This is a genomic window from Brevibacillus sp. HD3.3A (assembly GCF_013284375.2).
Classification (GTDB): domain Bacteria; phylum Bacillota; class Bacilli; order Brevibacillales; family Brevibacillaceae; genus Brevibacillus; species Brevibacillus parabrevis.
The window spans coordinates 5,428,368-5,449,306 of the sequence record NZ_CP085874.1 but is presented as its reverse complement, the minus strand read 5'-3'; the positions used below and the strand labels follow the sequence as shown (position 1 = coordinate 5,449,306).

Genomic DNA, 20,939 nt, shown 5'->3' with positions numbered 1-20,939 from the left:
CAGATGAGTGAGACAACGTTGAAACATGACCAGTTTACGCTTGAGATTGTGAAAGATTCCCTGATCGCCATTGGGGAAGAAATGTTTCATACATTGGCGCGCACGTCGATGAGTCCGATTATTTACGAGGTGCTCGATTTCGCCAGCGGCTTGACAGATGCAAAAGGTCAACTTCTGACGCAAGGCAACGGTGTGACCGGATTTATCGGGATGCTGACCTTTATGGTGAAGGAAACTTTGAAAAAGTTTTCCGAGCATGGGGAGCTAAAGCCGGGGGATATCATCATCATAAATGATCCTTACGGTGGAGGAGGTTCCCACTTGTCTGATGTAGGTCTTGTGCTGCCAATCTTTTACGAGGGCGAGCTGATTGCCTTTTCGGCCAACAAGGCCCACTGGACCGAAGTAGGCGGAAAAGACCCGGGTTCCTGGACGACCGACTCCACGGAGATTTTTCAGGAAGGTTTGCAATTTCCCTGCGTCAAACTATTTGAAGCAGGCAAGCTGAATCAGCCGTTGGTTGATATCATTGCAGCAAATGTCCGCTTTCCCGATCTCTCGCTTGGTGATATGTGGGCGCAGGTAGCAGCATTGCGAACAGGGGAGAAGCGCTTTCGCGAATTGTGCGATAAGCATGGAAAAGCGGTAGTGAAGGATGCCATTGACCATTTGTTAAGACATGGCGAACAGTTGGCGGTAAAAGAAATTGCCAAGCTGCCTAAGGGCACGTATGAAGCCGTAGATTTTATTGATGATGACGGAGTTGGAAACGGTCCGTTCAAGGTACAGGTGAAGGTCACGATTACCGATGACGAGTTTATTTGCGATTTCCGCGGTAGTCATCCGCAAGTGCTGGGTCCAGTCAATTGCTCCTATACCGCCTTGGTTTCCGCCGTTCGCGTCATTTTCCTTGCGGTGACCAACCCGTCTCAGGATGTAAACGATGGCGTTTTCCGCCCGCTCCACATTCTTATCGATGACCGTTCCATTTTCTCAGCGGAACGCCCGGCAGCCGTATCAACCTACTGGGAAACCATGATGTATGGAGCGGATCTCGTCTGGAAGGCACTGGCACCGGTCGTTCCCCATCGGTTGAATGCGGGGCATCTGCTTTCGGTGTGCGGGGTGGTGCTATCCGGCATCCATCCGGATACGAACGAACCGTTCCTTGTGGTTGAGCCTTCAGTCGGAGGATGGGGCGCAGGAGACGGACTGGACGGGATGGCCGGACAGTTTTGCATCGGCGATGGGGAAACGTACAACGTGCCGGTCGAAGTAGCCGAGACACGTTATGGCATCATGGTTGAGGAGTACAGCCTGCGTACGGATGGGGCTGGTGCCGGTAAATATCGCGGCGGTTCAGGAGCTATCCGCTCGTACCGCGCGATGTCTGATGGTCAGACGATCACGGCAACCTTTGGCCGTCACAAATATTTGCCATGGGGCTTTAACGGGGGGCATGACGGCTCCCGCAATGAATTTGAGATCGTCAAAGCCAATGGCGAAGTGGTTGGTCCATTTGGCAAATATGCACGCTTTCCGCTTAATAAAGGAGATGTCGTGCGCCTTGTTACCGCAACAGGCGGAGGATACGGCAACCCGCTGGAACGTCCGGTAGAGAAGGTCGTCCTGGATGCCAAAAATGGCTATATTTCCGTAGAACAAGCAAGAGATTTGTACGGAGTAGAGCTGGACAAGGCAACGTATCGTGTAGGAGGAGTGACACCGCTGCGTCAGTCTTTTGAACAGGGGGAACAGCAATGCTCATTGTAAATGCCAATGCGATTCAGCCGGAAGATCGCCCAGGTGTAACCCTGAAAATATTGTTTACCGAAGAGCAGGTAGAGAACGGAAAAGCTACTTTCGGTGTCGTCGTCGTTCCGCCTGGTGCGCGTATTCCTTTAAGCGGTTCGGGGAGTCATGCGCAGGACGAGTATTCAATCGTCGTAAAAGGAACGATTCTTGCCGGTACGGAAGAAGGTGAATATCGGATGTCAGCAAATGATGCGTCTCTTATTCCTGCCGGCGAGGCCCACTGGGCATACAACGACGGGAGCGAAGATTGCGAAATCGTCTGGGTGCTTGTAAAACGATAGCGGCATGGATACGGAGAGGATGCTAGACTTGGTTATCTCAATGCCGCAGTGAATGGAGCATAGGTTTGTGTGACTGGATGAGTGCCCTCTTTTCATAAAAGGGGGCTAATCTTATCTCATTCGAACAAGTCTAGATCGCTAGTATGTTGATACAGCCATTCACCTTGCCTTCAACGAGACTACGTTGCTGCGTAAACACATTTTCGATTCCGATCTTTGGAGCGATCTGTTATCCTGCGTGAGTCGATTTATCCAATTTCAATTTGCTAAAGTGCCATATAATGTAGACCGTCCACAGGGCGGTTTGTTTGTTTTATACTGATAAATAAATTTGAATGGAACGCAACAATAACCCTTTTTCAGCATGAATAATCTCCTCCTTAATGTCGCGACAAATTGTCCTTACATTAAGAAGGGACTTCGGTAGAAAGATTCGAGGATTTCACAGGAGGAAACGGCATGAAGACAATCACGATCCACCAGCCTTGGGCAACATTGATCGCTCTTGGCGAGAAACGCTTTGAAACCCGGGGGTGGGCCACGAAATACCGCGGCCCTCTCGCGATTCACGCGGCCAAAAAGGTGGACAAGGAGGCGTGCTACAGGGAGCCAATACGGTCGGTCCTTGCCAAACATGGCTACTCGGCAGATAATTTGCCGACAGGCGCGGTGGTTGCGACCGCAAAGCTTGAAGATTGCCTGCAAATCATTATCGCCCCCGGAACAGGCGAAGTTGCCGCTTGGCGTGACGCAGATGATGCGGCGATACCGATAAAAGGCAATGAACTCAGCTTCGGTTGGTTTGCTCGCGGAAGGTTTGCCTGGCAGATGGTTGACGTAAAGCCGATCGCTCCGGTGCCGGTGAACGGACGGCAAGGATTGTGGAATTGGGATTGTGACAAATACCATAACGAGAAAACGGATAATGAATGATTGTCCTAAAATGACGAGCGAAGCAGATGGGGAGACTAGCGCACAGGCAGCAGGAGCGTGACTTCCTCGACAAATGAGAGTTCATCCGAAACACCGAGAAACTGACAAATAAATGAGTTCGGCCAGTCATTATATATGCCGTTCCTCGCCTTGCCTGTCCTACATAAATTGTACAAGGGGGTGGAGGGATGAGCACAAACAAGTGGAGGACTCACCGCAGATTTTCGCGCAGATTCGGCACAGTCTGGTCCGTCTGGCGATCTGTGAACGGCAAAATTCAACGAGGATACTTCAAATTTCCTTGCAAGAAAAACGCGAAGTGGGGCAATGTGATTGCAAACGAGCTGATTGCTTATCATCTAGCCAAGCTCCTGGAGCTAAACGTAGCGACTGTAGAACTAACGGTTGTTGAGGGAAAGCAAGGGATCGTCTCCATTGCTAAGCCGATGGCCGCCCATTTCAACTGGTTCCAGCTAACCAAAAAAACAGGCGGTTCGCCCGTTAAACATTTGCACAATCCCGAACAACTGTTACTTACGTTTGTTTTTGATATATGGATTTGCAACATTGATCGGCACGGGGGAAATCTGATTGTGTTCCCCAAAGGGAAGCACTATGATTTTTATTTGATCGACCACGGCAGCGCGGTTTTAGGGGGAGTTACGTGGAGAAAAATCCATTGGAGCGCGGATTACTGGCTGAATGTAAGCAAATACAATTTCCACTATCCAAGAGGCTTGCGCGCCTATATCCGCACCTTTCGCCAGCTTTTGCCGCATGTGGATAAAATCGAGAAAATTCCTGAACACATGATACGAGACATTGTGGAGACAGTACCGGAAAACGTATTGCCAAAACTTGAAAAAGAAATGGTAGTAGAAATGCTGCTCTACCGTCAAAAGAAATTACGCGAGATGGTCGTGGCTTGGTGCATGCGGCATAAGAAAGCGATTGCGGAGTAAGCAACTCGGCAAGAATGGGGTGGCGCGAGGGAGTTTACCAAGCAGGAGACGTGCCCCATTTTACCGCTTTTGTTGGGACGGAAACGATTTGCAGGGAACGAAGGCGAAACCGACGAAAGCAAGGAGTAGGACCATTTGTGTCGAGGAAATCAGAAATGTAGCCAATACATCCGTGCACTTCGCCGCATGTACAGGCTCTTTTGAATGGGCGGCAATGCGGTACTCGCGGCGGGCAGCTTGCAGCGCATTTTGGCGATTGCGCCGGAGTCGGAGACGGATGGCCGCGAGCTTATCAAATTGCATCTGGAAGCGGGCAACCGCAATGAGGCGCTGCGCGTTTATTGGCAGTTGGAGCAGTTCATTCGCGATGAGTTGGGTGTCGCGATGGAAGAGGAGACGGTAAGATTGTATCAACAAATGAGACACCAGGGATGAGCGGACGATGAGAAAAACGATTGCAGCGGCACTGGTCACGCTGGTCATATTGGCCGCAACATACGGCATGTTTCTCGTTTGGTTCTCGCCGGACGGGAAGCAGACGCCAAGGGTGGAGAACGGGCTGCTGGATTTGACCGCATGGCGGTTTGCAGACAAAGGCATCGTTCCGTTGGACGGAGAATGGGAGTTTTACCCGGACAAGCTCCTCTTCCATGAAGATTTCACATCCTCCCCCGCGAATGAAAACAATCGTTTGCCGGGGCGGATCGAAGTGCCGGGCTCGTGGTCGGATCAGATGAATACTTTGGGCATGGCAACATACCGTCTGCGGATCAAAGTCGGCGATACGGCAGCGGTTTACGGTTTGAAAACATCGGCAATCTGATCGACAACGCGGTCAAGCATACGAGGGCGGCAGTATTGCCGTAACGGCAGCGGCGACAGACGGACGGCATGATTGAAATTTCGGTTCAGGACACAGGCACAGGAATCGAAGCGCAAAACATTCCCTATCTGTTCGATGCGCCGCTGGAGCCTTTTGGCTATAATGTCATTGCCGTCAAAAACGGTTATGAGGCGCTGGAACAAATCAGCCAGCGGCATAAGATAGATCTTGTCATTCTCGACCTGATGATGCCGGGCATGTCGGGGTACGAAGTGTGCCAGGAGATTCGCAAAACGTACACGCTGCTGGAGCTTCCCGTGCTGATGGTGACGGCTGCGATTCAACCTCAAGACAAGGTAGCGGCGTTCGAGGCGGGGGCGAACGACTTCCTGCCGAAGCCATTCGAACTGGCGGAGCTGAAGGCAAGAATCGGCTGCGTGCTGGCGATGAAGGAGTCGCTCGCCAAGGCGGTCGATCTGGAGGTTGCGTTTTTGCAATCGCAAATCAAGCCGCATTTTTTGTACAACGTCTTGAATAGTATTGTTGCGCTGAGTTATACGGATGTTCTGCCGCATACAGCGATGAAGCAGGCGGATGGCGTGGAGGCGATCGCGGACAGGTAGATTAAGATAGAAAAATAGACCCAAGCTTGGGGAGCAATTGGTGGATAATCCGATTCAACAGTGAATGCGGATTATCCACTTTTTTTGCACTGTCTTTCATACGAGCGATAACATGTGGTTTCATCGAATGGATTTCCGTTCCGAGGTAAGGAAATCACTTAAAAAGCACTCTCTTTCTTGCGATTGATGGCAAGTTCAGTTCAGGGGCGCTGCATAAAAGTCTGCCTGTCAGTTGTTTTGCATCAGAAAACAGAAACTCGGATTTGTGCTTGGAATAATCATGCAGCTCATCTCGTGTTAACAAGGGCAGCCCGCAGGAATCTATGGTAAAAAGCGGACTTGACCTGAACGCTCACTCCGTCTCCACTATCTATTTGGGACATGAAAATAATGTCAAATATAGTTATTTATTCCTCTATCTATCTTGGTTTTATAGCGAGCCTACACCGTTCGGGCGACTTTCATCGCACACGGCGTTTCATCAACGGATCAGAAAGAAAATGAACAACAGGCAATATTATCGTACAACTCATATGTCTGAATTTACATTGTTTATGTTCGACAAACCAGACAATTTGTTAACGAGGGAGAGAACAGCATTGCATGAAGATGCGCACACTAAGGAAAAATAAAGGGGGCATTGCCGCGTGCGCTAAGACGCGACATTCATTTTCGGGGATGGCTCAGTTGGCTTGTTCATCTTCTCAGATGTTTTGCGTTTGCCGAAGCTGTGTTGAGTTGGCGTTTGCCAATGGCTGAAGTTTACACAAAGACGAACAGGAGCGATTTTCATGAGTGATCTGAGCGTTACAGGCGCTAACTTCTTGAGGTGCGCGAGTTTTTAGGTTATGGCGCATTTGCTATATGGGAAGCAAATGACGAAAGAGCAAACGTATAGCGAGTCATAAGTCACAGCCGAAGGGAGAGCGTGTATTTGTCGATTTCCCTATGTTGGGGAGACCCACAATCCCGCAAGATGCACCTATCTCCTTGTCAGCATCCTAACATCCGTTCAAGTATATAGATTGGGTAGCAAGTATACAATTTTCCAGAGGATTTGAGCTAGCGGACATAGATAGCTTCGGCATTAACGCGCCGAGGCTTTTTAGCATGTGTTCAGGGGACAAATTCTCCCCACGCACTGACTTTCAGACCTATGCAGAAAAAAAGCTCCTGTTGACAGGACACTAAATGGTGTCTTATTATCGAAACAGACACTAAAAGGTGTCCAATAAGAAAAAACCATTTGCAAAGCTCACAACCTGAATAAGCCTCATTTGAAACAGGGATGAGAGGGGAGACGAATGAGCAAGCTGATCAGTGCCAGAACAATCGCGAGTGTAGAAATTCAGCCCTGGGGAAAAATAACTGCTTATTGGTCAGCAACATTCTTACTCGTAGCAACATTGATGGTAAGTGGCATCGGTCAGCAACATTCTTACTCGCAGCAACGGTGATGGCAAGTGGCATCGGTCAACTGATGCAAGCGGGAGAAGCGTCGAGCTGGTGGCGAAGTTTGGTTGCCCGCTATAGGCTTTGACTATCTTAACCCTCTTAACCATTCCCGGGATTTGAAAAGTGCCCGGAGCCATCGCTTTTGCCGTGCCAGGTTTGCCTCGGCTGAAAGAATGGTTCACGCTGGTATCTACTTTTGAATGACTGGTGCAGCTTTCTCTCATGTGTTTGCCAACGCTTACGGTGATTGCGAGTTTTCTGCTATCCTCCCGCTCTTTTATTCCGCGCTAAATCTCGCCGCATGGGCGCTGCATTCACAGGGTGCAAACTTTAGGGAGGTGCTCAAAATTAACATTCGTCCTTTCGCGCCACCAATACCTATGTCCTACAGAAATTAATATTTTGGAGGGAGTGTTGTGAACGAGAATGAAAACGAAAACAACCAGTCTCGGGATGTGTTTGATGCTGTAGCGGACCCAACCAGGCGACGACTGATTGAGTTATTGGCCGGAGCAGAGGAGCTGCCGCTTCATGAACTAACGGCACAGTTTCAAATGGGCCGGACGGCGGTATCCAAGCATTTGACAATTCTGAAAGAGGCCGGACTGGTGCTCGACCGCAAAGTCGGCAGGGAAACGCGATTTAGGCTCAACGCGGCTCCACTGAGGGAAATTCAAGATTGGGTGGCTTTCTACAGCAAGTTTTGGAGTGCGAATTTGTTGCGCTTGAACCAACTATTAGAGGAGGAAGCAGAATGAGTTTGACATTATCTTTGGATTTTCAGTACAAGACAACGCTTGAGAAGCTGTGGTCCGCTTTGACTGATTCAAGCAAGCTGACCAAATGGGTGTGCAACATCCAGACTGGAGAGCCGATGGAAAATGATTTTAAACCTGTGGTGGGACATCGTTTTCAGTTTCGCACTCAGCCGACCGAATATTGGGATGGAGTCGTTGAGGGCGAAGTGCTTATCGTAGACGAACCAAACCGCTTGTCCTACACGTGGGGCAGCGGGGGAGAGAAGCACACAGTTGTCTGGACGCTACAGGATTTAGGAGACGGAAAAGTTAACCTGCATCTCGAACAATCCGGAATCTCCAATGAGCAGGCACTGGGTGGAGCGAAGTACGGCTGGAGCAAGTGGTGCAGCGAGCTGGAAAAGGCGTTGGCATAATAACCGGATAGCGGGATGTACCACTGATTACCTCCGTCCGCAACGCTAGATGAATGGATGATCATTTCCATACACACAAATGAAAAGCCTTCCAGTTGCAGCAAACGGGATAGAGTGCTCGAATGGGAGGTTTTTCAATTGCGTGCAAGTGAATTGTCGCGGTTGTTCGCATAGTCACAGTCTTAATTATGATAGAATGGGCAAAATTAAGAGCAAGAGGTTATTACGACTGAATGAACATTCTTTTGACTGTCAGTTGATCAAAAGATGGAAGAGGAGTGCTCTTTGATGACAAATAGTAGTGCGCATCCGAAGGTCGACGAATTTTTAAGCAAAGCGAAAAAGTGGCAGGAAGAATTTGTGGAGTTGCGCAGAATCGTTCTCGACTGTGGGCTGACCGAAGATTTTAAATGGATGCATCCTTGTTACACGCTGGAGAAAAAGAACGTCGTTTTAATCCATGGTTTCAAAGAATACTGTGCGCTCCTGTTCCACAAAGGTGCGTTGTTGCAAGATCCGCACGGAATCCTCATCCAGCAGACGGAAAATGTACAGGCGGCGCGACAAATTCGCTTTACCAACGTACAAGAAATCGTGGAGATGGAAGACGTCTTGAAAGCCTACATTCATCAGGCTATTGAAGTGGAAAAAGCCGGTTTGGAAGTGGATTTCAAGAAGACAGAAGAATATACCGCTCCTGAAGAATTTCAAACCAAATTAGCTGAAAATCCTGACCTGAAAGCTGCCTTCGAAGCGTTGACACCGGGACGGCAGAGAGCATACCTTTATTATTTTTCTGAACCGAAACAATCCAAGACGCGAGTGGCGAGAGTGGAAAAATACATGGAGCAAATTCTAAACGGAAAAGGATTGAATGATTAGCCTAGCGCAGCTATTCAGCGATAAGCGTCAAACGGAGCGAACCAACTGAAATCCGGTGAATGCAAAAAATTAGTGAGCAAATGGGACGCCGTGCTGTGACGTACGGTTGTTTTTTGCACCGCAGTCACGAACCTTTTGTTCGCAATAGTAAGAAATCTAATTGGAGAAAGAGCAGGCCATTACGGCTTGCTCTTTTCTTTTTGCGAGAGGGCAGGCAGCTCCATACTCGCGCAGAAGCCTTTGCCGACCTCGCTCGATAACGACAGCTTTCCTCCGTGAGCCTTGGCAATTCGCTCGGCCATGGGAAGGCCGAAGCCGTGTCCGTTCTGGCGCGGGCGTTTGCGTTTGCTTGCGTAAGGCAGTTCCAGCAAGTCGGGCAGTTCGTCTGGGGAAATTCCGTTTCCGTTGTCCGAGACGACTACGTGACAAGCTTGGTTGCCGGGATCAAAAAAGGTTTGGATGCGCAGTTGGCACCCCGCCGGATTATGGTCGATGCTGTTTTGCAAAAGGTTGGCAAGGGCACGCAACAAAAGGCGCTCATCCCCATCGATTTGCGGGGATTCATCTCCAAGCTCTACTTCCAGCTGATACCGCTCATCCAGTCCGTTGTTCAACAGCTCCGAGGCCGCTTGTCTGGCGACTGCCGACAACCGCAGCGGTTTTTTGCCCAGCGGCTGCATCTCGTATTCGAGCATGGAGACGAGGTTCAAATCACTTACCAAAGAACGGATGCGCTCGGCTTGTTGGCGCATAATCGCGGCCAAGCGCCTCTGTTCTGCCGGCAGCTCCGGGCTGTCAGCGATGTCGCTCGCGTAGCCGAGGAGCATGGAAAGCGGCGTACGGATGTCGTGGGAAACGCCGGAAATCCAGTTGGAGCGGGCCTCGTCTCTTGCTTTCAGAGCGGCGTTTTTTTGTTGCAGCAGGGCGGACACATGATTGATGCTTACCGCCAGATTCGCCAGCACGCCTTTTGGCTCAATCTGGACAGGCTTGTCTGCTCCCAACGCTTGAATGCCGCTTGTCAGCGGGCGGATGGAAGCGATGAGTCTGGAACCGATGAACAGCGAGAGCAACAGAGCCAGCACGATGTTGCCTGCCAACAAAAAGAACGCCTTCCCGGGCAAATTCTCCACCCAGCCAACCGGAAGAATATGCTGGTATTTGGCGTAGGAGCCTTTCCGGTAACCGACGACGACAAGGCCATCTGGATGTTCCCAGGTGAAGACCGGATAATCGTCCAGGAAGCTGCGTGAAAACTTGGCTACATCTGCGAGAGAGTACGGCCGTTCCAGTTCGGCAGGGAGCTGGAACTTCCATGCCACGTAGCCTTTGGAGTCGATCAGCATGGCCCACGCCCCGTTTTGCTCCAACAGTTGTTGCGAGCGGGGAGCGATGGCATAGGCGTCTCGCTTGCCATGCAAGTCGTCGCTGACGAAATGCACAACAGCGGAAGGAGAGGCGCCATCGCTGATCCCGCTGCCGATCCAGATCAAGAGCACGACAGCATTGAGAGCCAGGAGCAGCAGCGAAATCAGGATGGTGGCGTGAACAAAACGCTTGATAATGCGCGAGGTGCCTTCCATCGTTACTCCTCCTTTACGATCAGCTTGTAGCCGAGTCCGCGCACGGTCAGCAAATGAGCGGGCCGGGAAGGATTCGCTTCGATTTTTTCCCGAATGCGCCGAATGTGCACCATCAGCGTATTTTCATAGCCGTAATAGTCGTCGCCCCATGCGGCCTGACAGAGCGCGTCGCTCGTGACGATGCGATTGTGGTTCTCATAAAACTTGCCGAGCAGAGCGATTTCTTTTGCGGTCAGCGGGATATTTGTTCCGTCATGGCGAATGGTGCCAGCCTCCAAGTCAATGAGACGGTCGTCCAGTTGAAAAACAGGGCGTTTTTCCGGCGTGTGGGGAATGTACACTCTGCGCAAAATAGCCGTCAGCCGCAAGACAAGCTCCCGTGGCAAAAACGGTTTCACGATGTAATCATCCGCGCCCAGTCCGAGGCCGAGGATTCGGTCTTCATCCTGTCCTTTGGCAGACAAAAACAGCACGGGCAAGTTCGAAATATGCCGGATCGCTTGCAGCAAGGAAAAGCCGTCGCCATCCGGCAGCATGACATCAAGAATGGCGAGGTCAGGCTGGATGGAACGACAAAGCTCCAGCGCTTCTCTGCAATCGCCCGCCTGGTAAATGCGCATGAATCCTTCCTTGCGCAAAAAATGCTCGATCATTTTTCGGATTTCAGGCTCATCATCGACGATAAGCAGCTTTTTCTGTTTCAGTTCGTCCATCTGTCATCACCTCTCTCTACTATAGCGGCTTTGGCGCGGGATAATCGGCTTTTGCAGCAAATTTAAGGCTAGTGTAAGGTGAACGTCAGATTGCTGAAAGAATCTCCTGTCATACTTCGAATATGCCAGAAAAAGCCATTGCAGGAGGGACAGATGGAGACGATCCTATCTACTACCAAACTATCGAAGCGATACGGTGATGCCTTGCGCGTGAAGGAAGTGAACTTGTCCGTACGCGAAGGGGAGATTTACGGATTTCTTGGACCGAACGGAGCAGGGAAATCGACTACATTAAAGATGCTGTTGGGGCTGGTACGACCGACGAGCGGCCAGGTACAGGTGTTCGGGAAGGAGCTTCAGGCAAACCGCCGCTTCGTTCTCAGTCAAATCGGTTCACTGATTGAATCGCCCTCGTACTACGGGCACTTGACCGGACTGGAAAACATGCGTGTCGTGCAGAAGCTGCGCGATGTTCCGGCGAAAAACATCGAGGAAGCGCTGAAAATCGTGCGTCTGGAAAAACAGAAGGAGAAGCAGGTTGAAAAGTATTCACTGGGGATGAAACAGCGGCTAGGAATCGCCATGGCATTGCTGTCGTTTCCCAAGCTGTTGATTTTGGATGAGCCAACGAATGGTTTGGACCCTGCGGGAATCGGAGAAATCCGGGAGCTGATCAAAGCGCTTCCGCAACAATATGGAATGACGATTTTGCTTTCCAGCCACCTTTTATCCGAAATCGACCAGATCGCGACTTCCGTGGGCATTATCAATCATGGTCACATGCTGTTCCAGGGCAAGCTGAGCGAGCTGCACCAAAAAAACCAGCCGCGCATTATCATCAAAACGACAGATAACAGGGCGGCGAGGGACGTGTTGATGCGGGCAGGCTTTTTCCCCGGCGTGGAGGAGGGCGCGCTTGTTTTTGAAAAGCTTGCCGATGGACAGGTAGCGCAGGCAAACAGGATTCTGCTGGCTGAACATATTGATGTGCTTCGCATCGAGGAACAGAAAAGAAGCCTGGAAGACATGTTCCTGAAGCTTACAGGGGGAGGCGAAAGTCTGTGAGGAAGGCGCTGTCGCTTGAGTTTTACAAGCTGCGTCGCAAATACGTGCTGCCGATGGCGCTTTTGTTCCTGACGGTGGAGCTTGTCTGGGCGTTTATTGCCGTCAGCATGTCTTTTGAGCGCAATCGTGACAGCGCGGGCTGGGAAGTGATCGTCGCCATGCTGTCCACGATGAACGGACTGTTTTTGCCATTGCTTTCGGCTATTGTCGTTTCCCGGATTTGCGACATGGAGCATAAAGGGAATACGTGGAGGCTGCTTCGCTCTATGGCCGTGCAGCCAGGGAAGCTGTATGCGGCGAAGTACGCTTGCGCCGGATTGATCATGCTGGGCGTTTGCCTGTGCCAGCTGCTGGCGATTGCGGTGTTTGGCGTCCAATCCGGGTACTTGACGTCTGTTCCGCTTGTGCTGTTGGCACGGTTTCTCTTCGGCACGCTGGTCACGACGCTGGTCGTCCTTGCTTTGCAGCAGTGGATTTCTACGGTGGTGAAAAATCAGGCGTTTGCGCTTTGCCTGGGGATGCTCGGCGGTTTTCTCGGAATGGTAGGCGATTTGTTTCCGGAAGCGGCAAGACGCGTATTCGTCTGGGCGTATTATACGGGGCTTAGTCCCGTTACGCAGCAGTATGCGAGCGAAAAGATGCAATTCGTCGTCCGGGAGGCAGGCCCGATCTCGTCTGCCGCGGCTGTTTTGCTGGCGGTTGCCGCGCTGCTTTTTCTCATGGGAAGACGCCATGCATCCAGACTGGAAGGGTAGGGGGAGAAGTGATGATCAAGCAATGCTTTCAGGCGGAGTGGCTGAAAATGCGCCGCTCCCATATTTGGGTGGTGTTCATGATCCTGCCTTTGGTCAGCGTCATCATCGGCTGGACCAATTACGTCATGAACCAAGGGACGCTGCAAAAGGAATGGTACAGCTTGTGGTCGCAGGTTGGCTTGTTCTACGGAGAGTTTTTCTTTCCTATCCTCATTGCGATCGGCTGCTCGTATCAATGCCGGCTGGAGCATCAAAACAAAAACTGGCATCTGGTGCTGACCGCACCTGTATCGCTTGCGGCCCTGTTTGCAGCCAAACTGGGAGTCGTGGCAACTCTTCTTCTCCTAGTCCAAGCGTTCTTTTGCTTGCTGTATGTATGCGGCGGGCTTTTGGCAGGGCTTCCGGCGTCGCTTCCCGCAGAATTGCCCGGCTGGTTGTTGCGCGGATGGATCGCGGCGATGACGATCGCGGTTTTTCAATTGGCGCTCTCGATGCGGATCAAAAGCTTTGCAACGCCAGTCGGCATCGGTCTGTGTGCCGTTTTTTTCGGGCTGGGAATGTATGTGCTGAAGCTCGGATTGTTTTTCCCGCATTCGCTGTTAACAGTGGGGATGGGGGTATTGAGCCAGGAGGGACTTGATTTTGGCAGCAACGTGGTTTTTCTGCTGATGAATGCATTGTTCGGAGTGGGAATCAGTACAGTTGTCTTCCGGCGATTACGCAAGTCGGATGTGCTCGCCTGATCTTTGAAAAGAAGGGTTTTTCCGTAAGTGAAGAGAATAACGGATAAAAAGTCTGAGTATTCACTCACGATGGGAGGCGGCTGCGACCATGTTGCAAGGTGGAAAATACGTGAAGGTGGAGCCAGGGGTCGAGATTTTTGTGCAGGACGTGGGACAAGGTGATCCGATCGTCCTGATCCCGGGCTGGACGTTTACAACCGAAGTGTTTCACAAGCAGATCGAGCATTTTCAAAAGACTAACAGGGTGATCGCGATTGATCCGAGAAGCCATGGCAGATCGTCCGTGACGATGCACGGCAACGACTATGCCACGCACGGTACTGACTTGGCAAAAGTCATCGAGGCGCTGGGGCTTGTGGATGTGACGCTGGTCGGCTGGTCATTTGGCTGCTTGACGATGTGGGAATACGTTCGGCAGCACGGCACGCGAAACGTGAAATCTTTTGTGTTCGTCGACTTGTCGCCGAAGCCGCTCTCCACCAATCACGAGCAAGATTGGGTGGAAGGGCCGCTCGATGAAATCGCCGCCGCCTACAACTACTACACGCGGGATGCCGAGAAGCAGCGGGAGTTTATCTCGGGCTACGCGACAGGGGTCATGGTGCAAAGAGAGCTTGCGGAAAATGAGCTTTCCTGGATCATCGAGCAATCGCTCAAAACGCCTCCTTATATCGCGGCGAACTTGTTCGCGTCCGGGATGTTCTCTGACTACCGGGTAGAGGCAAAGGTTGCGAGCGAGTCGGTGCCGACGCTGACGATTGTGGCTGAGCATTGGGCCGAGACTGCAAAACGGTTCATGGAAAAGCATGCCCCCGAGTCCGCAGTGGAAGTATTGGGCGGGCACATGATGTTTTGGGAGCATGCCGAGCGGTTTAATGAGCTGCTCACCCAATTTCTCCATGCAGAAAAAACGGCAAGATAAAAGAAAGTGGCTGTCCTTGTGGGCAGCCACTTTTTATGAGCTTTGGCTTGGAAAAAGGAGGCGCGACCTTGCAGGCACGCCCGGCGAAGCCGAACACTTTTTTCCGGCGATTACTTGCGAGTAGCAGGTGCTGGCATTTCGTGAAAGCTGGCGGTTATTTGCTTGAACTCGCCATGCAGTCTGTCAAATTTTCTCGTTTGCGTCAGGCACATAATCTGATAAAAGTGCGTCGGAGACTCTGTGACGGTTACAAGATAGGAAATACTTTGACCATCGACCTTCCCCTGCATCGTGAATTGAGTGGAAAGACGTCCGTCAATCGTGAGCTGAACATGCTTGCTCACGCTTGCATCTGTCAATTCACTGAACAAGTTTGATTCCACGAAATCGACGTATTGGGGATAATCAAATGAACCGTCCAATTCTTCTTTAGAGTCCGCGAGAATAAGCAGATGCTTGTCCGCGAAGTTGTTGGAAAGGGCAATGGATGCGTCTGGGTGAAGACTAGCATTCTCGCTCCAGGAAGTCGGAGCAATGATTTGCATGGTTTTGTCCTTGTTAAACGCTCTTTTCTAAGAAATTGTTGCTTTTAGAAAAGCCGTGAGTTGCTTGATATTTATAGTACCAAGCGAAGCGTGCATTCACGGTAAATGGAAATCCTATAGACTTCCTGATTTTCATTATAGAACACACGTTTCCACAACAGCAATAGCAACAAAATTTGCGAAAAGAGCCTTGTTAAAAAAAGCTTTGTTCTCAAATGAACCCGTTAACGAGTCTTGCTTGGCATAAAAGGAAACGCCATAAATACCGCAAGCAATGATAACGAGGGCCAACAAGGAGAAGCCGATGGCAAAGCTGGTGGTCAGCTGCTTGCTCTCGTTTTTCAAATCTTTTACTTTCACGACAAAAGTGTTCGCTGCCATATCGCCGAACCGTTGCTTCTTTTTCGACACCAGTACGCTGATCCCGGCAGGCAATCCGCCGATGAGCATCGGGTTGGTTTCGACGATGCGGATCAAGGAACGAATGACCGATTTCCACAGCCCTGGCGGTTGACCTTCCTGATTCACCACTTTGATTCGCAGGGCGAATTTCCCGATGGTATAGCCAGTAAAACCTTCCAGAAGAACGTAGTAAGATAAAATTCCGAGTACGAAAACAAGCAACCCGATAATGGCCGGATCGTCAGACGAACGCCCAGCCAGCGCGACCACCCCTAAGACGAAAAAAATGAGCAAAATGTAATCTATCACATGTGCTCCCCAACGCAGGAAAAAAATCGACGCTCCGTAAGTCTGCGTAATGGACCCCATTAATTGCGGTCCTTCCAGAATCGGTCTGTCTGGTGGTGGAATTGGGGGAGCCACCGATGAATCTGCTTGCGGCAATGAATGATTCTCCAAACTTGTGCACCTCCAACAAAAATGTAAACATATAACATTTAAACACTTCAAAATTCACTCTGTCAAATTTTGCTTTTCTGCAAGAAACCTACCTAAAGATAGGTGACACACGATAGTTGCGACGATTATATTAGGAAGCGAGCTGATGTAAGAAAAACCATATACAGGGTGATTATGATGAGTACGCCTATGACTGCTTTTGTCGCTGTTTTAGTGCTGGGGGTTGTCGCCTACCTCACGATGTGGTGGGAAGGCACCTGGGTAAACCTTCGATTCACGAAATGGTATTTCGCTATCATAGTAGTCTTGGCGATCGCGACCGGAGGGTATTTTTGGTTTACGGGAGATACGATTTAATCAAGTAAAAAGCAAGCCGTCCACGGGCCCTCTAGCTGGAGGGCTTTTTTGCGTCCACATAACGTTCTTTTCTTATAAGGCAGTTTACTTGCATTGTTCGGAAGGATTCCACATAATAACTTTGTGCACATATTGGATCGAGACAAAAAGGCTGCTCTTTTGTGGGGTCATTTTCTTTTTAGGCAGGGAGATGCACATGGATCAAGGAAAGTACAGTTCACTTATCGCAACGAAATTACATGTTCCTACATATGGTTCGGACCTGTTGCATCGGCATCAATTGGTGGAAGAAATCGATGAAGTCAGGACAGCCAGAGTGATCCTTATTTGCGCTCCGGCCGGGTTCGGGAAAACAACAGCCGTTAGTCAGTGGATTACGAGTATCGGCAAGCCGGCGGGATGGCTGTCGCTGGATGAGGCGGATAACGATCCGGCCCGTTTTTGGCGCTACTTCGCAAAAGCATTGAGCATGGCACAACGGGAAGCTGGTCGTGAAGCTTCTGCGATGCTCGATTTGACCTATGCGGCGTCAGCAGACAATCTGCTCTCCATGCTGCTTGAAGAAATCGCTGCAATGCCTACCGACTATTATTTGGTGCTGGATGACTATCATCTGATCAAGGAGCGCTCGATTCACGAAGGTTTGCAAACATTGCTCCAGCACGCCTCGCCTTTTTTACACGTCATTCTCATCAGCCGTGAGGAGCCGCCGCTGTCTCTCCATCGCTTGCGCGTACGCAAACAGCTGGGACAATTGGGCGCGGAGCATCTCCGGTTCAATGAAGAGGAATGTCGTCAGCTTTTTAACGAACTGCTCGGGCTAGATTTGTCATACGAGGACATTCACGTACTCAGCAAACGGACAGAGGGCTGGATTGCCGGGTTGCAGTTGGCTGCTTTGTCCATGCAGGGGAAGGGTGGCTCCACGGTTACCATGCACAGCTTTTCCGGCAATGACAAATACGTGGAAGACTACTTGACCGAAGAAGTATTGAAGCGATTGCCGGAATCGGTACAGCAATTTTTGCTGAAAACTTCCATATTGCCGCGCCTGTCCGGGGAACTGTGCGCAGCCGTAGCGAGTGAGCCGGATGCCCACGCCATTTTGGAGATGCTTGCACGTACGAACTCTTTTGTCGTACCGCTGGATGGAGTCAACGAGTGGTACCGCTACCATCATTTATTTGCGGATCTTTTGCACACGCATTTGCGCAAAACATACAGTGAACAGCTGCCAACGCTTCATGTGGCTGCCAGTCGATGGTTTGAGGGCCACGGATGGATGACAGAAGCAATCGACCACGCGCTCAAGGGCAGTGATTGGTCGCGTGCAACCAGGCTGATCGTCGAGCACGCTCCCTGGATGTTGAAGCAGCACGAAAATGTGACATTGCGCCGCTGGATGAGGCGTTTTGATACAGTGTGGCTCAAGAGTCATCCCGAACTGTGCATTGCTTTTGCCTGGATGCACGCATTATCGGACGAGCTTGAGCAGGCAGAAGCGTTGTTGCATCTCGCTGAGGATGGTCTGCACGGCAAAAATGAGGGGCTTGAGGAATGTCGGGTAGAAATCTGGGTGCTTCGCGGATACGTGCAGTTGATCCTGCGCAATATTGCCCTCTCCCTTTCGTACTTGGAAGAATCGGTCAAAATGAAGCCAAAATTCAGCCGCTATTTTATCGTCGGGATTGAGCTGAATGGAGACGAGGCTTTTGTGCTTCGCAGTCGCGTGGCGTTAAGCGGCTATTTGTCCAAGGTAAGCGAGTTTTACCCTGCCATCAGAACGATTTGGAAGCACAGCGGCCTGGGGATTCTCGCATACGGCTCGATTGTAATGGCAGAGCTGTATTATGAGAAAAACGAGTTCGAGCAATTGACGTACTTTGTGCAAAGAGCATTGCAGCTGGGAAGCAATACGATGAATTTTGGCGTACTGGTCCCGGCTTATCTGGTTTTGACCCGTTGGCGAAAGGCGGAGAAGCGAGGGGCGGAGATGTGGCTGCCGCTTGCGGAAATAGCGGAGCTGTGTCGCCAGCGAAAAGCCCCGCCTCATTGGATTGCTTTCCTGGACGCGTTTCGTGTGCGGCTGTTGCTGGACGAAAATCAGCGGGAAGAAGCAGAGCAATGGGCGAGCCAATTTGAAAAAATGAGCAAAGACTTGATTCATTCCCGGCACGAGTTTGAACGGTTGACTTTGGCTCGTGTGTACTTGTCTGCCAAAAGGGAAAATGAAGCGTGTGAACTGCTGACCCGGCTGAAGCATGAGACAGAGGTGAAGGATCGGCTGGGGAGCCGGATCGAGACGCTGATTTTGCTCAGCCAAGCTTATCACAGCCAAAAGCGGCATCACGAGGCAGCCGAATGTATTCGCACAGCGGTGATGTTGGCGGCACCGGAAGGCTACGTGCGCATCTTTTTGGACGAGGGGCCAGAGGTCGCCAAAATGCTGTACGCCCTCTACAAAAGCAAGGCGTGCTCCAGGCAAGAACTTGACTATATGGCAAGTCTGCTCAAGACGGTGGAAAAAGAGTTTCCGGCGCTGGACATTCAAATTCGCGTGTCGCCTGAACTGGACAAATTGACCGAGCGGGAGGCAGAAGTGCTGTCTCTGATCGGAGAAGGGTTGTCCAACGCTGAGATTGCGGGCAGGCTGCACCTGACGATCGGGACAGTCAAGGTGTATGTTCACCAGATTTACGCCAAGCTGCAAGTTCGCAATCGCACACAGGCAGTGGTCAAGCTGCGAGAGAGCGAGCTGTAACCGGGGCAGCAAAAGGTTCGCCCGATGATATACATGCCAGAGAACGAAGAAGTCGCCTGTACGTGCAGGGGGCTTTTTTTCATGGGCATAGAGCCATGTTCGCTGAGGGATAGTAAAGCTATCCTGATTTGGAAAAAGAGTGATTGGAGAATGAGTCATAACGCCAAGCAACAAGTGCCGTTCAGCAGCTCGCTGGAAGAGAACATGGAAGTGGTGAAAAGGGAGCTGGGGAACAGCACCGACCTCGTGACCAGAACTGTACGGATGGAAGCGATTGGGCAAATCGAGGTAGGCATTCTGTACACAGAAGGATTAGTCGATAAAAGCCTGATCAGCAACTTCATGGAGTCGCTCATGGTTCATGCGCACAAAAGGGAAATTCCGTCCGATGACGCTTTGGCAGACGAGCCGCTGTCGTTGATCAAGGATTTCATGCTGACGATGGGTGGAGTGGAGCTGCTGGATGATTTGGACGAGCTTTTCAATGCTGTATTGACCGGAGATACGGTTCTGCTCGTGGAGGGGTGTACGCAGGGCTTTATCGTCAATACGAAGCAGTGGGAGGATCGCGGTGTCCAGGAGACTTCTGTACAGACCGTAGTGCGTGGTTCCCGGGAGGCTTTCTCGGAAAGTTTGCGGACGAACACCGCGCTGGTGCGAAGAAGGATCAACAACCGTCATCTGTGGCTGGAAACGAAACAGATCGGGAAAATGACCCAGACCAAAGTGAGCGTGATGTACATAAAGGGGGTTGCGGACGAAAACGTCATTGCGGAAGTGCAGCGGCGGCTAAACAGGATCGATATCGATGGCATTTTGGAGAGCGGAAACATAGAAGAGCTGATTCAAGACGCGGCCTTTACGCCGTTTCCGACGATTTACAATACCGAACGGCCGGACTCGGTAGCAGCGGGGCTGCTGGAGGGGCGGGTCGCGATCCTGGTAGACGGAACGCCGATTGTACTGCTGGTTCCGGCGATTTTCGTCCAGTTTTTTCAGTCGCCGGAGGATTACTATCAGCGTTCGGATTTTGGCCTGCTTCGCATGTTGCGGCTGCTTTCCTTTTTTATCGCGCTGCTCGGTCCTTCCATCTACGTAGCGATTACGACGTTTCACCAGGAAATGCTCCAGACGAACTTGCTGATGAGTATTGCGGCCCAGCGGGAGGGTGTTCCGTTTCCGGCTGCTGTCGAGGCGATGCTGATGGAGCTGACTTTTGAACTGCTGCGCGAGGCCGGAGTGCGCATGCCGCGTGCCGTAGGTTCTGCCATCTCAATCGTCGGGGCGCTCGTTTTGGGCGAAGCGGCGGTACAGGCCGGACTCGTATCTCCTGCGACCGTCATCGTCGTCTCCATCACGGCGATTACGAGCTTTGTGTTTCCGTCGTTTTCCATGTCCATTCCGATTCGCATGCTGCGTTTCGGCTTGATTGCACTTGCTGCCAGCTTTGGCCTGATTGGCGTATTTGTCGGTTTGATCGCGCTTTGCCTGCATTTGTGCACCTTGCGCTCGTTCGGGGTTCCGTACATGTCGCCGCTCGCTCCGTTGAATTTGGCCGACCAGAGAGATACGCTGCTGCGTCTGCCGATCTGGATGATGCACACGCGTCCCTACTTTTTACGGCCGAAAAACAGTATCAGAGAGCATGACAACAAGCCCAATCCTCCGAGAGAGTCTGTTCATTAA

General features: G+C 51.1%; 21 protein-coding genes. 17 read left to right on the top strand and 4 right to left on the bottom strand.

Annotated elements, in window-relative coordinates; genetic code table 11:
• Positions 1–3 precede the first annotated feature (3 nt).
• The 11 genes from HP435_RS25480 to HP435_RS25430 all read left to right on the top strand — a co-directional run bounded on the left by HP435_RS25480 (position 4) and on the right by HP435_RS25430 (position 8,948).
• Entirely contained in the window at positions 4–1,773 is a 1,770-nt protein-coding gene (locus HP435_RS25480; protein WP_173599422.1) for a hydantoinase B/oxoprolinase family protein, read from the top strand.
• Positions 1,761–2,096: a cupin domain-containing protein gene (locus HP435_RS25475; RefSeq protein WP_173599421.1), complete on the top strand. Its 336-nt coding sequence runs from the start codon at positions 1,761–1,763 to the stop codon at positions 2,094–2,096. Before HP435_RS25480 ends, HP435_RS25475 begins: the two co-directional genes overlap by 13 nt.
• Positions 2,097–2,555: 459 nt before the next feature.
• Positions 2,556–3,029: an ASCH domain-containing protein gene (locus HP435_RS25470; RefSeq protein WP_173599420.1), complete on the top strand. Its 474-nt coding sequence runs from the start codon at positions 2,556–2,558 to the stop codon at positions 3,027–3,029.
• Between the two features lie 188 nt (positions 3,030–3,217).
• Positions 3,218–3,991: a HipA family kinase gene (locus tag HP435_RS25465; RefSeq protein WP_122963701.1), complete on the top strand. Its 774-nt coding sequence runs from the start codon at positions 3,218–3,220 to the stop codon at positions 3,989–3,991.
• A gap of 204 nt (positions 3,992–4,195) precedes the next feature.
• Entirely contained in the window at positions 4,196–4,426 is a 231-nt protein-coding gene (locus tag HP435_RS25460) for a bacterial transcriptional activator domain-containing protein (protein ID WP_122963702.1), read from the top strand.
• Between the two features lie 7 nt (positions 4,427–4,433).
• The gene (locus tag HP435_RS25455) at positions 4,434–4,814 is read left to right on the top strand and encodes a hypothetical protein (RefSeq protein ID WP_173599419.1); all 381 of its coding nucleotides are present in this window, start codon (positions 4,434–4,436) and stop codon (positions 4,812–4,814) included.
• A gap of 68 nt (positions 4,815–4,882) precedes the next feature.
• A complete protein-coding gene (locus tag HP435_RS25450; protein ID WP_173599418.1) occupies positions 4,883–5,437 on the top strand; it encodes a response regulator in 555 nt (184 codons plus the stop codon).
• Positions 5,438–6,741: 1,304 nt separating this feature from the next.
• A complete protein-coding gene (locus tag HP435_RS29355) occupies positions 6,742–6,894 on the top strand; it encodes a hypothetical protein (protein WP_338076110.1) in 153 nt (50 codons plus the stop codon).
• A gap of 414 nt (positions 6,895–7,308) precedes the next feature.
• Entirely contained in the window at positions 7,309–7,650 is a 342-nt protein-coding gene (locus tag HP435_RS25440; RefSeq protein WP_173599417.1) for an ArsR/SmtB family transcription factor, read from the top strand.
• Positions 7,647–8,066 (top strand): SRPBCC family protein, encoded by a 420-nt coding sequence (locus HP435_RS25435; protein WP_173599416.1) that lies wholly within the window; start codon positions 7,647–7,649, stop codon positions 8,064–8,066. The genes HP435_RS25440 and HP435_RS25435 overlap by 4 nt, the downstream gene beginning before the upstream one ends.
• A 288-nt stretch (positions 8,067–8,354) precedes the next feature.
• Positions 8,355–8,948 carry a YdeI/OmpD-associated family protein gene (locus HP435_RS25430; protein ID WP_173599415.1) on the top strand — a complete coding sequence of 198 codons (594 nt, stop codon included), beginning with the start codon at positions 8,355–8,357 and terminating at the stop codon, positions 8,946–8,948.
• A gap of 179 nt (positions 8,949–9,127) precedes the next feature.
• Here HP435_RS25430 and HP435_RS25425 read toward each other — a convergent pair whose 3' ends face one another.
• Both HP435_RS25425 and HP435_RS25420 read right to left on the bottom strand, forming a co-directional pair.
• Positions 9,128–10,531 (bottom strand): sensor histidine kinase, encoded by a 1,404-nt coding sequence (locus HP435_RS25425; RefSeq protein WP_173599414.1) that lies wholly within the window; start codon positions 10,529–10,531, stop codon positions 9,128–9,130.
• A 2-nt stretch (positions 10,532–10,533) separates the two neighbouring features.
• On the bottom strand, positions 10,534–11,244 hold the full coding sequence (locus tag HP435_RS25420) for a response regulator transcription factor (protein ID WP_122963710.1): 711 nt from the start codon (positions 11,242–11,244) through the stop codon (positions 10,534–10,536).
• Between the two features lie 153 nt (positions 11,245–11,397).
• Between HP435_RS25420 and HP435_RS25415 the strand changes: the two genes are divergently transcribed.
• The 4 genes from HP435_RS25415 to HP435_RS25400 all read left to right on the top strand — a co-directional run bounded on the left by HP435_RS25415 (position 11,398) and on the right by HP435_RS25400 (position 14,729).
• Positions 11,398–12,309, top strand: coding sequence for an ABC transporter ATP-binding protein (locus HP435_RS25415; protein ID WP_173599413.1), 912 nt, complete (start codon positions 11,398–11,400; stop codon positions 12,307–12,309).
• Positions 12,306–13,064 carry an ABC transporter permease gene (locus HP435_RS25410; protein WP_173597688.1) on the top strand — a complete coding sequence of 253 codons (759 nt, stop codon included), beginning with the start codon at positions 12,306–12,308 and terminating at the stop codon, positions 13,062–13,064. The genes HP435_RS25415 and HP435_RS25410 overlap by 4 nt, the downstream gene beginning before the upstream one ends.
• A gap of 11 nt (positions 13,065–13,075) precedes the next feature.
• Positions 13,076–13,807: an ABC transporter permease gene (locus HP435_RS25405; protein ID WP_173597687.1), complete on the top strand. Its 732-nt coding sequence runs from the start codon at positions 13,076–13,078 to the stop codon at positions 13,805–13,807.
• Positions 13,808–13,895: 88 nt separating this feature from the next.
• Complete coding sequence (locus HP435_RS25400) at positions 13,896–14,729, top strand: alpha/beta fold hydrolase (protein ID WP_122963714.1); 834 nt, start codon at positions 13,896–13,898, stop codon at positions 14,727–14,729.
• A 110-nt stretch (positions 14,730–14,839) separates the two neighbouring features.
• Here the strand turns inward: HP435_RS25400 and HP435_RS25395 are convergent, their stop codons facing one another.
• Together HP435_RS25395 and HP435_RS25390 are read right to left on the bottom strand one after the other, a co-directional pair.
• On the bottom strand, positions 14,840–15,274 hold the full coding sequence (locus tag HP435_RS25395) for a hypothetical protein (RefSeq protein ID WP_173599412.1): 435 nt from the start codon (positions 15,272–15,274) through the stop codon (positions 14,840–14,842).
• A gap of 135 nt (positions 15,275–15,409) precedes the next feature.
• Positions 15,410–15,985, bottom strand: coding sequence for an RDD family protein (locus HP435_RS25390; RefSeq protein ID WP_173599411.1), 576 nt, complete (start codon positions 15,983–15,985; stop codon positions 15,410–15,412).
• Positions 15,986–16,688: 703 nt separating this feature from the next.
• Between HP435_RS25390 and HP435_RS29215 the strand changes: the two genes are divergently transcribed.
• Entirely contained in the window at positions 16,689–19,253 is a 2,565-nt protein-coding gene (locus HP435_RS29215) for a winged helix-turn-helix domain-containing protein (protein ID WP_173599410.1), read from the top strand.
• Positions 19,254–19,403: 150 nt separating this feature from the next.
• Positions 19,404–20,939 (top strand): spore germination protein, encoded by a 1,536-nt coding sequence (locus HP435_RS25375; protein WP_173599409.1) that lies wholly within the window; start codon positions 19,404–19,406, stop codon positions 20,937–20,939.

Bases quoted from the DNA above. Each gene is read 5' to 3' on its own strand.
- HP435_RS25480 (WP_173599422.1), top strand. From the start codon at position 4: ATGAGTGAGACAACGTTGAAACATGACCAGTTTACGCTTGAGATTGTG.
- HP435_RS25475 (WP_173599421.1), top strand. From the start codon at position 1,761: ATGCTCATTGTAAATGCCAATGCGATTCAGCCGGAAGATCGCCCAGGT.
- HP435_RS25470 (WP_173599420.1), top strand. From the start codon at position 2,556: ATGAAGACAATCACGATCCACCAGCCTTGGGCAACATTGATCGCTCTT.
- HP435_RS25465 (WP_122963701.1), top strand. From the start codon at position 3,218: ATGAGCACAAACAAGTGGAGGACTCACCGCAGATTTTCGCGCAGATTC.
- HP435_RS25460 (WP_122963702.1), top strand. From the start codon at position 4,196: ATGGGCGGCAATGCGGTACTCGCGGCGGGCAGCTTGCAGCGCATTTTG.
- HP435_RS25455 (WP_173599419.1), top strand. From the start codon at position 4,434: ATGAGAAAAACGATTGCAGCGGCACTGGTCACGCTGGTCATATTGGCC.
- HP435_RS25450 (WP_173599418.1), top strand. From the start codon at position 4,883: ATGATTGAAATTTCGGTTCAGGACACAGGCACAGGAATCGAAGCGCAA.
- HP435_RS29355 (WP_338076110.1), top strand. From the start codon at position 6,742: ATGAGCAAGCTGATCAGTGCCAGAACAATCGCGAGTGTAGAAATTCAG.
- HP435_RS25435 (WP_173599416.1), top strand. From the start codon at position 7,647: ATGAGTTTGACATTATCTTTGGATTTTCAGTACAAGACAACGCTTGAG.
- HP435_RS25430 (WP_173599415.1), top strand. From the start codon at position 8,355: ATGACAAATAGTAGTGCGCATCCGAAGGTCGACGAATTTTTAAGCAAA.
- HP435_RS25425 (WP_173599414.1), bottom strand. From the start codon at position 10,531: ATGGAAGGCACCTCGCGCATTATCAAGCGTTTTGTTCACGCCACCATC.
- HP435_RS25420 (WP_122963710.1), bottom strand. From the start codon at position 11,244: ATGGACGAACTGAAACAGAAAAAGCTGCTTATCGTCGATGATGAGCCT.
- HP435_RS25415 (WP_173599413.1), top strand. From the start codon at position 11,398: ATGGAGACGATCCTATCTACTACCAAACTATCGAAGCGATACGGTGAT.
- HP435_RS25405 (WP_173597687.1), top strand. From the start codon at position 13,076: ATGATCAAGCAATGCTTTCAGGCGGAGTGGCTGAAAATGCGCCGCTCC.
- HP435_RS25400 (WP_122963714.1), top strand. From the start codon at position 13,896: ATGTTGCAAGGTGGAAAATACGTGAAGGTGGAGCCAGGGGTCGAGATT.
- HP435_RS25395 (WP_173599412.1), bottom strand. From the start codon at position 15,274: ATGCAAATCATTGCTCCGACTTCCTGGAGCGAGAATGCTAGTCTTCAC.
- HP435_RS29215 (WP_173599410.1), top strand. From the start codon at position 16,689: ATGGATCAAGGAAAGTACAGTTCACTTATCGCAACGAAATTACATGTT.
- HP435_RS25375 (WP_173599409.1), top strand. From the start codon at position 19,404: ATGAGTCATAACGCCAAGCAACAAGTGCCGTTCAGCAGCTCGCTGGAA.